The organism is Hydrogenophaga borbori, from assembly GCF_003417535.1.
GTDB classification, from domain to species: Bacteria; Pseudomonadota; Gammaproteobacteria; order Burkholderiales; family Burkholderiaceae_C; genus Hydrogenophaga; species Hydrogenophaga borbori.
On sequence record NZ_QVLS01000003.1, the window covers coordinates 299836 to 312527 of the forward strand.

Genomic DNA, 12692 nt, shown 5'->3' on the forward strand with positions numbered 1-12692 from the left:
GTTCAGTATATTAACATCGCGACACCATGTCTACTCGAACGCCTGCCGACAATTCAGTGGCCGAAAGCAAGAGACCGCGCGGGCGCACGCGCAGCAAGGAGGCCGAAGAGGCGGTGCTGGATGCCGCCTATGCCCTGCTGTCGGAGCACGGCCTGCAGGCCACGACGGTCGACGCGATCGCGGCCCGATCGAAGGTGAGCAAGGCCACCATCTACAAGTGGTGGCCCAACCGCGCCGCGATCATCATGTCGGCCTTCCGGCGCGAGTCGCTGGTGTCGATCCCCTACCCCGATCGGCTGTCGCTGGACGTGGTGATCGACCGTCTGCTCAACATGAGCGAGCAGTTCCGAGGCCCCCTGGGGCGCATGATGGCGGCGCTGATCGCGGAGGGGCAGTCCGACCCGGCGCTGGCCGAGGCGTTTCGCGAAGGCTACATCCGGGCCCGGCGCGAGGAAGGCGTTCGCATCGTCAAGTCCAGCATCGCCGATGGCACCGTGCGCAACGCCGACCCGGAGGTCATTCTGGACGTGCTCTATGCGCCGCTGTACTACCGCCTGCTCGTGGGCCACCAGACGCTGACGCCGAAGTTCGTGCGCGAGTACCTCGACCTCGCCATGCACGGCGTGTTGAGCGAGAACGTCAAGCTCGACGCGGTCCGGGCCAAGAAACCGGCGAAACCACCGAAGAAGGGCCAGGACACGAAGGCGCCCGCCGCACGCGCGGGCACCCGCTCCTCCTAGGCGGCAGCCCGGCTGCCTTGCGCCTCCCTCACCAGGCCCACGAACTTGCGCGCCAGCACGCGCGGTGAATCGCGGCCGTCCGGGTCGAACCACAGGGCCGCCCAGTTGAGCGCGCCCATGAGCATCAGGCGCAGGGCGCGCCTGTCGGTCCCGGCCGGCAAGGGCAGCTGCGCCACGACCTGGCGAAAGAACTGCTCGTAGCTGTCCCGCAGCTCCCGCAAGCGGTCCGCGGCCTGCGGGATGTCATCGGGCAACACACGGATCAGGACCTGGGCGTAGTCGCTGTCGCGCAAGACGGTCTCCAGGTGCGCCTTGCACATCGCCTCCAGGCGGTCCCAGGGATCGGTCTCCTTGGCCACGGCTTCGGTGGCCGCCTTTTCCAGTTCGATCACGCCGGCCTGGTACACCGCAAGCAGCAAATCTTCCTTCGAAGGGAAGTGGTAGTAGAGCGAGCCCGGCAGCATCTTGATTTCGACGGCGATGTCCCGCATGGACGTCGCGGCGTACCCGTGGCGGGCAAAGAGGCGCGCCGCGGCATCCAGCAGCTCCGGCAGTCGGTTGTCGGATCGGGGCGATCGGGCCGGTTTGGTGCTGGACATAGAGGCAATCGTCGGTGGGATGGGTTGGGGAGAGGCACGCCTTGAGACCGGTCCGCCGGTGGGCCCTCAGTCGAGGGTCTGCCGGTAGCGCGCGAGCGCGACCACGGCCGCCACCAGCAGGAAAGCCAGCATGGGCCACAGCTCGGGCAACACGTCCGCCAGCGTGCTGCCCTTGAGCAGGATACCGCGCACGATGCGCAGGAAGTGCGTCAGCGGAAGGACTTCGCCGATGGCCTGCGCCCAGGCCGGCATGCCCCGGAACGGGAACATGAAGCCCGACAGCAGCATCGAGGGCAGGAAGAAGAAGAAGGTCATCTGCACCGCCTGCAGCTGGTTGCGGGCGATGGTCGAGAAGGTGAAGCCCACGCCGAGGTTGGCCACGATGAACACCCCGATCATGGCCAGCAGCAGCCAGACGCTGCCCACCATGGGCACCTCGAACAGCACGAAGGCCGCGCCCAGGATCACGCCGAGCTGCAGGTAGCCGATCACCACGTAGGGCAGGATCTTGCCCAGCATCACCTCCGCCGGCCGCACCGGCGTGGCCAGCAGGCTCTCCATGGTGCCGCGCTCGCGCTCGCGGGTCATGGCCAGGGAGGTGAGCATCACCATGGTCATGGTCAGGATGGTGCCGATCAGCCCCGGCACGATGTTGTAGCGCGACAGCCCCTCCGGGTTGTAGCGGCGGTGCACGCGCAGATCGAACGGCGGCGCGGCCGCCTGCAGGCCGCGCAAGGGGCCCACGAGGTCGTGCTCCAGCGCCCGCGGCACCAGCTGCGACAGCGCGGCGATGGCGTTGGCCGCCGCCGACGGGTCGGTGGCGTCCACCGAGACCAGCAGCGCGGGCGTCTCGCCGCGCAGGAGCCGGCGCGAGAAGTCGGCCGGGATCGCCACCACGAATTGCACCTCGCCCAGGGCGATCAGGCGCTCGGCCTCGGCCTCGCCGGCCGGCTGGTGGGTGATGCGGAAATAGCCCGTGTTCTCGATCGCGCTCACGATGGGTTGGGCCAGCGCGCCCCGGTCGGCGTTCACCAGGGCGGTGGGCAAGCCCTTGGGGTCGGTGTTGATGGCGTAGCCGAACAGCACCAGCTGCAGCACCGGAACGCCGACCGCCATGGCGAAGGTCAGGCGGTCGCGCAGCATCTGCTGGAACTCCTTGACGAACACGGCCAGCGTGCGCGCCCAGGAAAGGCCGTTCATGCGCGCCCCATCAGGTTGATGAACACGTCCTCCAGGCTGGCCTCGATGCGCTGCACCCCGAAGCCCTGCTGCTCGAGCGCCCGCAGGCGGGGCTCCACCGGTGCCGCGTCGCGCGCGCTCAGGTGCAAGGCATTGCCGAACGCGGCCACGCCGAGCACGCCGGGCCAGGCGCGCAGCGACGGTGCGAGCGTGCTCACCCCCTCCCCCTTCAGCGACCACACCACCAGCCCGGCCGCCTCCAGAATCTGGCGCTCGCTGCCGCGCGCCAGTACGCGGCCGTCGACGATGTAGACCAGTTCGTGGCAGCGCTCGGCCTCGTCCATGTAGTGCGTGGACACGAGCACCGTGATGCCCTGGTCCGCCAGGTCGTGGATCTGGTCCCAGAACTCGCGCCGCGCCTTGGGGTCGACGCCAGCCGTCGGCTCGTCGAGCAGCAGCAGGCGCGGCTCGTGGATCAGGCAGGCGGCGAGCGACAGGCGCTGCTTCCAGCCGCCGGACAAGGCGCCGGCCAGCTGCCCCTGGCGCGCGGCCAGTCCCAGCCGCTCCAGCGTGCGCGCCACCACCTCGCGCCGCCGCGGCAGTTCGTACAGGCGCGCGACGAAGTCCAGGTTCTCGCGAATCGACAGGTCCTCGTACAGCCCGAAGCGCTGCGGCATGTACCCCACCTGGCGCTTGATGCGCACCGCCTGCTCGCGCAGGTCCAGGCCCAGGCAGGTGCCGCTGCCCGCGTCCGGACGCAGCAGGCCGCACAGCAGGCGGATCGTCGTGGTCTTGCCACTGCCATTGGGGCCGAGGAAGCCGCAGATGCGCCCGGCGGCCAGCTGCAGCTGCACGCCATCGACCACCTTGCGCCCGCCGTAGGCCTTGGTCAGGCCGCTGACGTCGATGGCCAGCGCGCTCATGGCGTGCCCGCGACAGGGCGCTCGACGTCGACCGGCTGCCCCGGGTGCAGGCGCGCCGCGTCCGCGGGCTCGGGCCGGGCCTCGACCATGAACACCAGCCGAGCGCGCTGCGCGTTCGAATAGATCACCGGCGGCGTGTACTCGGCCTGCCCGGCGATGTGCGAGACACGGACCTGCAGCGGCGCGCCACAGCCGTCGCAGCGCGCCGCCAGGGACTGGCCGAGGCGGATGCCGGACAGCTCGGCCTCGGGCACGAAGAAGCGCAGCTTGATGTTCCCCGGCGGCAGCAGCGCCAGCACCGGCTGGCCGGCCGGCACGAACTCGCCCGGGCGAAAGAAGACATCGTTCACGACACCGGCCACCGGCGCGAACCGCCGCGTCTTCTCCAGCTGGCGCTCGAGCAGGCGCAGGGCGCCGCCCGCCGCCGCCACGTTGGCGCGGCTGGCTTGCTGCTCGTCGCCGCGCGCCGGCAGCTGGGCGACCCGCAGCGCGGCCGACAACTCGTCGACCCGCGCGGCCGCCGCGCGCTGCCGCGTGCTGGCGTCGTCGACCTGGGCGAGCGACACGAAGCCCTGCGCCAGCAGGCGCTGCTGGCGCTCGACCTCGCGCTGGGCCAGCGCGAGGGCCACCTGGGCCTGCGCCAGCTGCGCCCGGATCACCGCCTGCTCGTCGGCGCGGCGCCCCTTCTCCAGATTGGCCTGTTGCGCCTGGGCGGCCTGCAGCCGCGCGGCGGCCTCGTCCCGGGCCGCGGCTTCGCTGGCCGATTCCAGCTCGAACAGCGGCGCCCCGCGCGCCACGGTGTCGCTGGCGCGCACCTGGAGGGATTCGAGGGTGCCCGCCAGCGGCGCGGCCACGTAGACGAAATCCCCCACCGCATAGCCGGACCAGGTGGCGGGTGGTTCGGGCGAACAGGCCGCGAGCGCCAGCGCGGCGGCGGCGCAGAGTCCGCGGGCGACGGGGGACGCGCTGACACGGCAGAACATGGCGCCAGCTTAGAGGAAATGGCCGCCGGCGTCGCCGGCTGGCCATGATCTGGATCAAGCCGGCGCGCCGCCGGCGACCGCCTCAGTCCACCTTGAGCTTGACCGCCTGGAAGATGCGCGTGAGGCGCTGCGCCTCGGCGCTGTAGAACTTCTGCGCCTGGGCCAGGGGCATGGCGCGCTTGAGCGCGACACCGCCCGCCTCGCGCGTGTAGTTCTCGAATTCGGGCCCCTGCAGGGCGGTGTCGACCGCGCGGTGCAGCGTCGCCACCACCTCGGCCGGCACCTGGCGCGGCAGGAAGACACCGGTCCACACGGTGTAGACGAAGTCCTTGAGGCCATCCACGTCGCCCAGGCGCGGCACGCCGGCCACCGGCTCGGCCGCGGCGTTGGCGATCAGGCGCAGCGAGCCCTGCTCGATCAGCTTGGCCGTGCTGCCGGCCATGGGCAGGAAGGCGATGTCGACCTGTCCGCCGAGCAGGTCGTTGAGCGCGGGCGCCAGCCCCTTGTAGGGCACGTGCAGCAGCTGCCCGCCCGTGAGCGACTTGAAGTGCTCGCCCATGAGGTGGTAGAGCGTGCCGCTGCCCGGCGTGGCGTAGCTCAGCGCCTTGGCCGACGGGTTCTTCATGTGCTCCAGCAGCTGTTGCACCGAGCGGATGTTCAGGCTGGGCCGCACCACCAGCGCGATGTTGGTGTACGACAGCTGCGACACCAGGACCAGGTCCTCGGGCTTGTGGCGCACGTTGGGCATGGTCAGGGGCGGCAGGATGGGCTCGGCCACCGTGGCCAGCAGCACCGAATGGCCGTCGGGCGGCGCCGACAGCACCTTGCCCACGCCGAGCGCGCCGCCCACGCCGGCGAAGTTCTCCACGATCACCACCTCGCCCAGCGCTTTCTGCACCAGGGGCTGCATGACGCGCGCCACCATGTCGGCGGGACCGCCCGCGGGAAAGGGCACCACCAGCGATACGCGGCGCGCGGGGTAGCTGGCCTGCGCCAGGGCCAGAGGGGCCACGGCACTCAGGGTCGAGGCCGCGGCGGCGGCCAGCAGGGAGCGGCGATGGAAGTTCATGTGCTTGTCTCCGGTGAGGGGCTGGGAATCAGGCGGCGGCCTTGTCGGCGCGCGTGCCCCGGCCTTGCTTGGCCTGGTCGATGCGGTACAGGCGGGTGGCGTTGCCGCCCATGATGAGTTCAATGGCGTGGTCCGGAATCTCCGGCATGCCCAGCGCCTTGGCGTGTTCGTTGATGCCCTGCACGGTCTTGTGGAAGGTCCACATGAAGGGGTTCTCCGAGCCGTACAGCAGCCGCTCCCAGGGGTTCACGCAGCCGAAGTCGTGGATCAGCTGGTAGACGGTGCGCGGGTGGTAGAAGCCCAGCGCGCTGAGGTCGGCGTGGAAGTTGGGGTTGCGCGCGACCACGCCCATGGCCTCGGCCGCGTAGGGGTAGCCCAGGTGGCAGATCACCACCTTCATGTCGGGGAAGCGCTGGCCGACCTCGTCGAGCAGCCAGGGCTGCTGCAGTTTCATGTCGGCGCCGCACACGGGCGTGAAGCCCATGTGGAAATGCACCGGCACGCCCAGCGCCGTGGCCGCTTCGTACAGCGGGTCGCAGGCCTTGTCGCGCGGATCGAAGTGCGCATAGGTGGGGTAGAGCTTGATGCCGCGGAAGTCGAGGTCGCGCACGCAGCGCTCCAGCTCGTCGGCCGCGCCCCAGGGGTCGACGATGGGGTCGGCGCTGCAGATGCCGATGAGGCGGCCGTTGGACGCCGCCACCTGCTTGGCCACGAAGTCATTGGGCACGTCGTAGGGGCGGTGCTCGGGCTTGAGCACGCGGTTCCAGTTGCCCGCGAGCACGCAGCACACGTCGATGCCGACCTCGTCCATCACGTGCACCAGCATCTCGCCGTCGCGCCGCTCGGACTTCACCTCGGTGCTGTGGTAGCGGAAGCCCCGCTCGCTCCAGTTCTTGCGCAGCTGCTTGTACACGTGCTCGGACACGTGCACGCCGGGCTGGCCCAGGTGGATGTGGTTGTCGACGACGAACATGCGATCTCCTGTCTCTTGGTGGTCCGTGACGGGAGTCGAATGGTAGACGTCGAATAGTTCGATGTCAAACTAATAGACATCAAATCATCAGGGGGTGCGTGCTATCCTGCCGCCCCGCATGGCCGCTCCCCCCGACACCCCCTCGCCCGCCCTGGGCAACCTCGACGCCTACCTGGGCTACCACCTGCGCCGGGCGCACAACCGCTCGCTCAAGCGCATCGACCAGGCGCTGGCCAAGCTGCAGCTCACCACCGCCATGTACGGCGTGCTGGAGCTGCTGAGCTGCAATGCGGAGCTGTCGCAGGGGCGGCTGGCCAAGGCGGTGGGGCTGACCAACCCGTCCATGGTGCCGCTGGTGGACAAGCTGGCCGAGCGCGGCCTGGTGGAGCGCTGCCGCCACGAGCACGACCGCCGCAGCGTGCACCTCAAGCTCACGCCCGAAGGGCGGCGCTTCTGGACGCGCGCCGCGCGCGTGGTGCGCGAGCACGAGAACCACCTGCGCAGCGGCCTGTCGGACAGCGACGTGGCGGAGCTGATCCGCCTGCTGGGCAAGGTCGGAGAGTAAGAAGCCGCGGGCGCGCGCCGGCGCCCGGGCGGGCTCAGGCCCCGCCGGCCCCCAGGCGGAACACCGACACGGTCGACACCAGTTCGTCCGCCTGCTGGCGCAGGCTGTTGGCGGCCGCGGCCATCTGTTCCACCAGCGCGGCGTTCTGCTGCGTGGTCTGGTCCAGCTGCACCACCGCCTCGCCCACCTGGCCCACGCCAGCGCTCTGTTCGCCGCTGGCGGTGCTGATGTCGGACATGAGCCGCGACACCTTCTGGATGGAAGCGATCACCTCGCGCATGGTCTGGCCGGCCTCGTTCACCAGCACGGTGCCCTGGTCCACGCTGTCCACGCTGCTGCCGATCAGGGCCTTGATTTCGTGCGCGGCCTGGGCCGAGCGCGTGGCCAGGTGGCGCACCTCGCTGGCCACCACGGCGAAGCCGCGGCCCTGCTCGCCCGCGCGCGCCGCTTCCACGGCCGCGTTGAGCGCCAGGATGTTGGTCTGGAAGGCGATGCCGTCGATGACGCCGATGATGTCGGCGATCTTGCGCGAGCCGGCGTTGATGTCGCCCATGGTGTCCACCACCCGCTGCACGGCCGCGCCACCCTGCTCGGCCAGCTCGCTGGCCGAGCGCGCGAGCTGGTCGGCCTCGCGCGCGTGCCCCGCGTTCTGACCGACCGCCGTGCCCAGCTGCTCCATGGAGGCGGCCGTCTCTTCCAGCGCGCTGGCCTGACCTTCCGTGCGGCCGGAGAGATCCTGATTGCCCTGCGAAATCTCCGAGCTGGCCGTGGCCACCGCCTCGGCACCCTGGCGCACGCGCGCCACCACGCCCGCGAGGTCGCGCTGCATGCGCGCCAGCTGGGCCATCAGGCTGTGCTGATCGCCCGGGCGCACGGGCACGGGCTGGCCCAGGTCGCCGCGCGCCACGCGCTCGCTGACCGCCACGGCCTCGGCCGGCTCACCGCCGAGCGGGCGCAGCACCAGCCGCTGCAGGGCCCAGAGCAGGCCCAGCGAGACCAGCGCGACCGAGACGGCGCCCAACGTCCAGGCGGTGACGCGCAAGGCGTTCACCTCGGCCAGGATGCGGTCCTGCGGCACCGTGGCGGCAAAGGCCCAGAGCGAGCGGTCCTTGCCCACCGGCACCGGCACGTAGATGCGCGTGACCTCGGTGTCCAGGCGCGGGTCTTCGTGGCTGACCCGCACCACCCGGCCGTCGCGCAGGGACGCGTTCAGCGGCTCGCGCTCGTCGGCCGCCGTCAGCTCGCGCCCCACGTTGTCGGGATCCCGGTCGCCCACGGTCAGGCCGCCCGCGGAGAACAGGCTGGCGTAGCCGGTGTCGTAGACGCGGATCGCGCCCACCTTGTCCTGCAGGCTGGAGAGCGCCACATCGATGCCCGCCACGCCGAGCAGACGACCGCCCATCACGATGGGCACGGACGTGGTGGTGATCAGCACCTCCTTGCCCGCCACGGTGTACTTGTACGGCTCGATCAGCGTCTCCTGGCCGCTGCGCTTGGGCAACTGGTAGTAGTCGCCGGCGCCGGGCTTGTCGTAGTCCACCAGGACCTCCACCGACGCCACGCCGCTGCCGCGGTTCCAGTACGGGATGTAGCGACCCGAGGCGTCGTGCCCGGGCTTGCCCGCGAACTCCGCGTCGCGGCCATCGAAGGCGTCGGGCTCCCACGCGGTCCAGACGCCCAGGAACTGCGGCGATCCCTCCAGCACGCTCTTGAGCAAGGCGTCGGCCTGCGCGCGGTCGGCGCGACCGCTGGCCTTCAAGCCGGCCAGCGACTGCGCCAGGGTGCGCGCGGCCGTCATGGTGGCGTTGAGCTCGGCGCCGATCTGCGCCGCGTTGCGCGTCGCCAGTTCCTCGGCGAACATGAGCGCCGTCTTCTCCTGCAGCTGGCCCGCCTGGCGCGTCAGCGATACCACCGTGGCGGCGAAACCGGCCAGCACGACGCCCACCACCATCAGCAGCAGCTTGGTGCGCAGGCTCAGGGAGGCGAGCCAGGGGCCCGGGGAAGGGGACTGGGAAGACAACACGCGCGATTCCTTTCGTCGGCCGACATGACCGCCAGGGAATCTCCCACGTCTGCCGCCCCGTGAAGCCGGGAACAGCGCGGCGAAGCGGCGCCTATTCCGCCGCCAGCCGCTCCAGCCCGCCGAGGTAGGGCCGCAGCGCGACCGGCACGCTGATGCTGCCGTCGGCGTTCTGGTGGTTCTCCAGCACCGCCACCAGCGCGCGGCCCACCGCCAGGCCAGAGCCGTTGAGCGTGTGCACCAGTTCGTTCTTGCCCTGCGCGTTCTTGAAGCGCGCCTGCATGCGCCTCGCCTGGAAGGCCTCGCAGTTGGAGCAGCTCGAGATCTCGCGGTAGGTGTCCTGCGCCGGCACCCAGACCTCCAGGTCGTAGGTCTTGGCCGCAGCGAAGCCCATGTCGCCCGTGCACAGCGCGACCACGCGGTAGGGCAGTTCCAGCTTCTGCAGGATGGCCTCGGCGTGGCCCACCATCTGCTCCAGCGCCTCGTAGCTCTGGTCGGGGTGGGTGATCTGCACCATCTCGACCTTGTCGAACTGGTGCTGGCGGATCATGCCGCGCGTGTCGCGGCCCGCGCTGCCGGCCTCCGAGCGGAAGCAGGGGCTGTGCGCGGTCAGCTTGATGGGCAGCTCCGACTCGGCCAGCACGCGCTCGCGCACGGTGTTGGTGAGAGAAATTTCCGAGGTGGAGATGAGGTACTGCTCGGTGGCGGCGTCGTCGCCACCGCCCGCGCCGGCATCACCGGGGCCCTTCCCCCGGTAGACCCAGAACATGTCTTCCTTGAACTTGGGCAACTGGCCCGTGCCCTCCAGCGCCTCGCGGTTGACGATGTAGGGCGTGTAGCACTCGGTGTAGCCGTGCTCCAGGGTCTGCACGTCCAGCATGAACTGGGCGAGCGCGCGGTGCAGCCGCGCGATCGGGCCACGCAGGAAGCTGAAGCGCGAGCCCGAGAGCAGGGCACCGGTCTCGAAGTCCAGCCCCAGCGGTGCGCCCAGGTCGACGTGGTCGCGTACCGGGAAGTCGAACGCGCGCGGCCCCTTGCCGCCAGGGCTCCAGCGGCGCACCTCCACGTTGCCCGACTCGTCGCCGCCCACCGGCACGCTCTCGTGCGGCAGGTTGGGCACGGCCATCAGCAGGGCCTGCAACTCGGCCTGGATCAGGTCCAGCCGGGCGGCACCGGCCTCCAGCTCGGCCTTGATGGCGCCGACCTGGGCCATGGCCGCATCGGCCTCGGCGTGCTGGCCCTTGCCCTTGAGCATGCCGATCTGCTTGGACACGCTGTTGCGCTGAGCCTGCAACTCCTCGGTGCGGGTCTGCAGGGTCTTGCGCTCGCCTTCGAGGGCCTGGTAGGCCGCGACGTCGAGATAAGGCTGGGGCTGCTTGCGCGTCTCGAGCCGGGCCACGGTGGCGGGCAGGTCCTTGCGCAGTTGAACGATGTCGAGCATGGAAAAAGGGGGGTGGAAGGAATCAGGGGGCGCTGGTGTCGCCGAGCTTGAGGCCCTTGGGCAGCGGGAACTTGACGGTCTCCGACAGGCCGTCCATGGAGCGCACGGAAATGGCACCGAAGGCCTTGATGCGGTCGATCACCTGGCGCACCAGGATCTCGGGCGCCGAGGCGCCGGCCGTGAGGCCCACGCGCGCTCGGCCCTCGAACCATTCGGGGCGCAACTCGTCGGCGCTGTCCACCATGTGGGCCGGCGTGCCGCGCTTGAGCGAGACCTCGCGCAGGCGGTTGCTGTTGGAGCTGGTGGGGCTGCCCACCACGATGACCACGTCGACCTGGGCGCTCAGCAGCTTCACCGCGTCCTGCCGGTTCTGCGTGGCGTAGCAGATGTCCTGCTGCTTGGGCTCGCGCACCTGGGGGAAGCGCGCCTTCACGGCGGCCAGGATCTCGGCCGCGTCGTCCACCGACAGCGTGGTCTGCGTCACCACCGCGAGCTTGTCGCCGCGCCCCGGGTTGACGCGCGCCACGTCGGCCACGTCTTCCACCAGATGGATGCCGCTGTCGAGCTGGCCCATGGTGCCTTCCACCTCGGGGTGGCCCTTGTGGCCGATCATGATGAACTCGTAGCCCTCGCGGTGCAGCTTGGCCACTTCCACGTGCACCTTGGTCACCAGCGGGCAGGTGGCATCGAACACCTGAAAGCCGCGCTGCGCGGCCTCGTTCTGCACCGCCTTGCTCACGCCGTGGGCCGAAAACACCAGGGTGGCGCCAGGGGGCACGTCGGCCAGGTCCTCGATGAAGATCGCGCCCTTGGACTTGAGGTCGTTGACGACGTAGGTGTTGTGCACGATCTCGTGGCGCACGTAGATGGGCGCGCCGAACTTGGTCAGCGCGCGCTCGACGATCTCGATCGCGCGGTCGACCCCGGCGCAAAAACCCCGCGGCTCGGCAAGGACGATGTCTTCAAGACGCGCCATCACAGCACCCCGATCAGTTGCACCTCGAAGCGCACGGGCTGGCCGGCGAGCGGGTGGTTGAAATCGAACAGCACTGCGCCGTCCTCGCGCACCTCGCGCACGGCCCCGGCGTAGGTGCCGGTGCCGTCGGGCGTGGGGAACTGCACCACATCGCCGACGGCGTAGCGCTCCAGCGGGTCGCCCAGCTGGTCGAGCAGCTTGCGCGCCACCCACTGCTGCATCTCGGGCTGGCGCTCGCCAAAGGCCTCGCCGGGCGCCAGTTCGATGACGGTGCGCGTGCCCTCTTCCAGGCCGATGAGGCGCTGTTCGATGGCCGGCGACAGCTCGCCCTGGCCCAGGCTGAGCGTGGCGGGCTGGCCGTTGAAGGTATCGATGATGACCTGACCGCCCGCATCGCTCATGCGGTAGTGCAGGGTCAGGAAGGAGCCGGGCTGGACGTGGGACATGGCGGGGGTGGCGATGCACCCGGGGGGATGGGGTGAAACGCGTATTGTAAAAAGCGCCGGCCACCCAGGGAGCCAAGGCATGCAAGTCCATCCGGGGGTCGGGCTCAAGGGCCTGCCCAGCGACGCGCGACCGCGCGAGAAACTGCTCGCGCGCGGCGCGAACGCCCTCAGCGACACCGAACTGCTGGCCGTGCTGCTGCGCACCGGCCTGGCCGGCAAGCACGTGCTGCAGCTCGCCCAGGAGCTGCTGGACACCTGCGGCGGCATCGCGGGCCTGGTGGCCACCGACGCCGCGGCACTCGGCCGCGTCAAGGGCCTGGGGCCGTCCAAGCGCGCGCTCATCGCCGCCGTGATGGAGATCGCCCGCCGCGCCCTGGCCCAGCCGCTGAAGACCCGCGAGCTGCTCAACGACCCGGCGGCGGCCGGCGATTTCCTGCGCCTGCAGCTCGGCGACCGCCCGCACGAGGTCTTCGCCGTGCTGCTGCTCGACAGCCAGCACCGCCTGATCGCCTTCGAGGAGCTGTTTCGCGGCACGCTCAACCAGGCCAGCGTGTTCCCGCGCGAGGTGGTGCTGCGCGCCCTGCACCACCAGGCCGCCGCCGTGGTGCTGGCCCACAACCACCCCAGCGGCGTGGCCGAGCCCTCGGCGGCCGACGTGGCGCTCACCCGCAGCCTGTGCGACGCGCTGGCCCTGGTGGGCGTGCGGGTGCTCGACCACATCGTGGTCACGCGCGAGCGCGTCGCCTCCCTGGCCCAGCTCGGGCTTCTCTGAGCCCCG

Annotated in this window: 13 protein-coding genes; 3 read left to right on the forward strand and 10 right to left on the reverse strand. The window is 70.6% G+C overall.

Going from position 1 to position 12692, the window contains the following annotated elements; translation table 11 throughout:
* Nucleotides 1-56: 56 nt before the first annotated feature.
* On the forward strand, nucleotides 57-740 hold the full coding sequence (locus DY262_RS07175; RefSeq protein ID WP_181936440.1) for a TetR/AcrR family transcriptional regulator: 684 nt from the start codon (nucleotides 57-59) through the stop codon (nucleotides 738-740).
* On the opposite strand, the gene DY262_RS07180 is transcribed toward DY262_RS07175, so the two are convergent.
* The 6 genes from DY262_RS07180 to DY262_RS07205 all read right to left on the reverse strand — a co-directional run bounded on the left by DY262_RS07180 (nucleotide 737) and on the right by DY262_RS07205 (nucleotide 6466).
* Nucleotides 737-1339, reverse strand: coding sequence for a TetR/AcrR family transcriptional regulator (locus DY262_RS07180; RefSeq protein WP_116958262.1), 603 nt, complete (start codon nucleotides 1337-1339; stop codon nucleotides 737-739). The genes DY262_RS07175 and DY262_RS07180 overlap by 4 nt on opposite strands.
* 66 nt (nucleotides 1340-1405) lie before the next feature.
* Nucleotides 1406-2539, reverse strand: a complete 1134-nt coding sequence (locus DY262_RS07185) for an ABC transporter permease (protein ID WP_116958263.1) — start codon at nucleotides 2537-2539, stop codon at nucleotides 1406-1408.
* Complete coding sequence (locus DY262_RS07190) at nucleotides 2536-3441, reverse strand: ABC transporter ATP-binding protein (RefSeq protein ID WP_116958264.1); 906 nt, start codon at nucleotides 3439-3441, stop codon at nucleotides 2536-2538. Before DY262_RS07190 ends, DY262_RS07185 begins: the two co-directional genes overlap by 4 nt.
* Entirely contained in the window at nucleotides 3438-4424 is a 987-nt protein-coding gene (locus DY262_RS07195) for an HlyD family secretion protein (protein WP_116958265.1), read from the reverse strand. The genes DY262_RS07190 and DY262_RS07195 overlap by 4 nt, the downstream gene beginning before the upstream one ends.
* Nucleotides 4425-4506: 82 nt before the next feature.
* Nucleotides 4507-5493 (reverse strand): tripartite tricarboxylate transporter substrate binding protein, encoded by a 987-nt coding sequence (locus DY262_RS07200; RefSeq protein ID WP_116958266.1) that lies wholly within the window; start codon nucleotides 5491-5493, stop codon nucleotides 4507-4509.
* A 28-nt stretch (nucleotides 5494-5521) separates the two neighbouring features.
* On the reverse strand, nucleotides 5522-6466 hold the full coding sequence (locus DY262_RS07205) for an amidohydrolase family protein (RefSeq protein WP_116958267.1): 945 nt from the start codon (nucleotides 6464-6466) through the stop codon (nucleotides 5522-5524).
* Nucleotides 6467-6584: 118 nt separating this feature from the next.
* Here DY262_RS07205 and DY262_RS07210 point away from each other — a divergent pair, with 118 nt between their 5' ends.
* Nucleotides 6585-7031, forward strand: coding sequence for a MarR family winged helix-turn-helix transcriptional regulator (locus DY262_RS07210; RefSeq protein WP_116958268.1), 447 nt, complete (start codon nucleotides 6585-6587; stop codon nucleotides 7029-7031).
* 34 nt (nucleotides 7032-7065) lie between these two features.
* Here DY262_RS07210 and DY262_RS22135 read toward each other — a convergent pair whose 3' ends face one another.
* The 4 genes from DY262_RS22135 to DY262_RS07230 all read right to left on the reverse strand — a co-directional run bounded on the left by DY262_RS22135 (nucleotide 7066) and on the right by DY262_RS07230 (nucleotide 11914).
* A complete protein-coding gene (locus DY262_RS22135) occupies nucleotides 7066-9051 on the reverse strand; it encodes a methyl-accepting chemotaxis protein (RefSeq protein ID WP_116958269.1) in 1986 nt (661 codons plus the stop codon).
* Between the two features lie 94 nt (nucleotides 9052-9145).
* Complete coding sequence (serS, locus tag DY262_RS07220) at nucleotides 9146-10492, reverse strand: serine--tRNA ligase (protein WP_116958270.1); 1347 nt, start codon at nucleotides 10490-10492, stop codon at nucleotides 9146-9148.
* A gap of 22 nt (nucleotides 10493-10514) precedes the next feature.
* Complete coding sequence (ispH, locus tag DY262_RS07225; RefSeq protein ID WP_181936441.1) at nucleotides 10515-11468, reverse strand: 4-hydroxy-3-methylbut-2-enyl diphosphate reductase; 954 nt, start codon at nucleotides 11466-11468, stop codon at nucleotides 10515-10517.
* Complete coding sequence (locus tag DY262_RS07230) at nucleotides 11468-11914, reverse strand: FKBP-type peptidyl-prolyl cis-trans isomerase (RefSeq protein WP_116958272.1); 447 nt, start codon at nucleotides 11912-11914, stop codon at nucleotides 11468-11470. Before DY262_RS07230 ends, ispH begins: the two co-directional genes overlap by 1 nt.
* Nucleotides 11915-11993: 79 nt before the next feature.
* Between DY262_RS07230 and radC the strand changes: the two genes are divergently transcribed.
* Nucleotides 11994-12686 carry a RadC family protein gene (radC, locus tag DY262_RS07235; RefSeq protein WP_116958273.1) on the forward strand — a complete coding sequence of 231 codons (693 nt, stop codon included), beginning with the start codon at nucleotides 11994-11996 and terminating at the stop codon, nucleotides 12684-12686.
* Nucleotides 12687-12692: the final 6 nt, after the last annotated feature.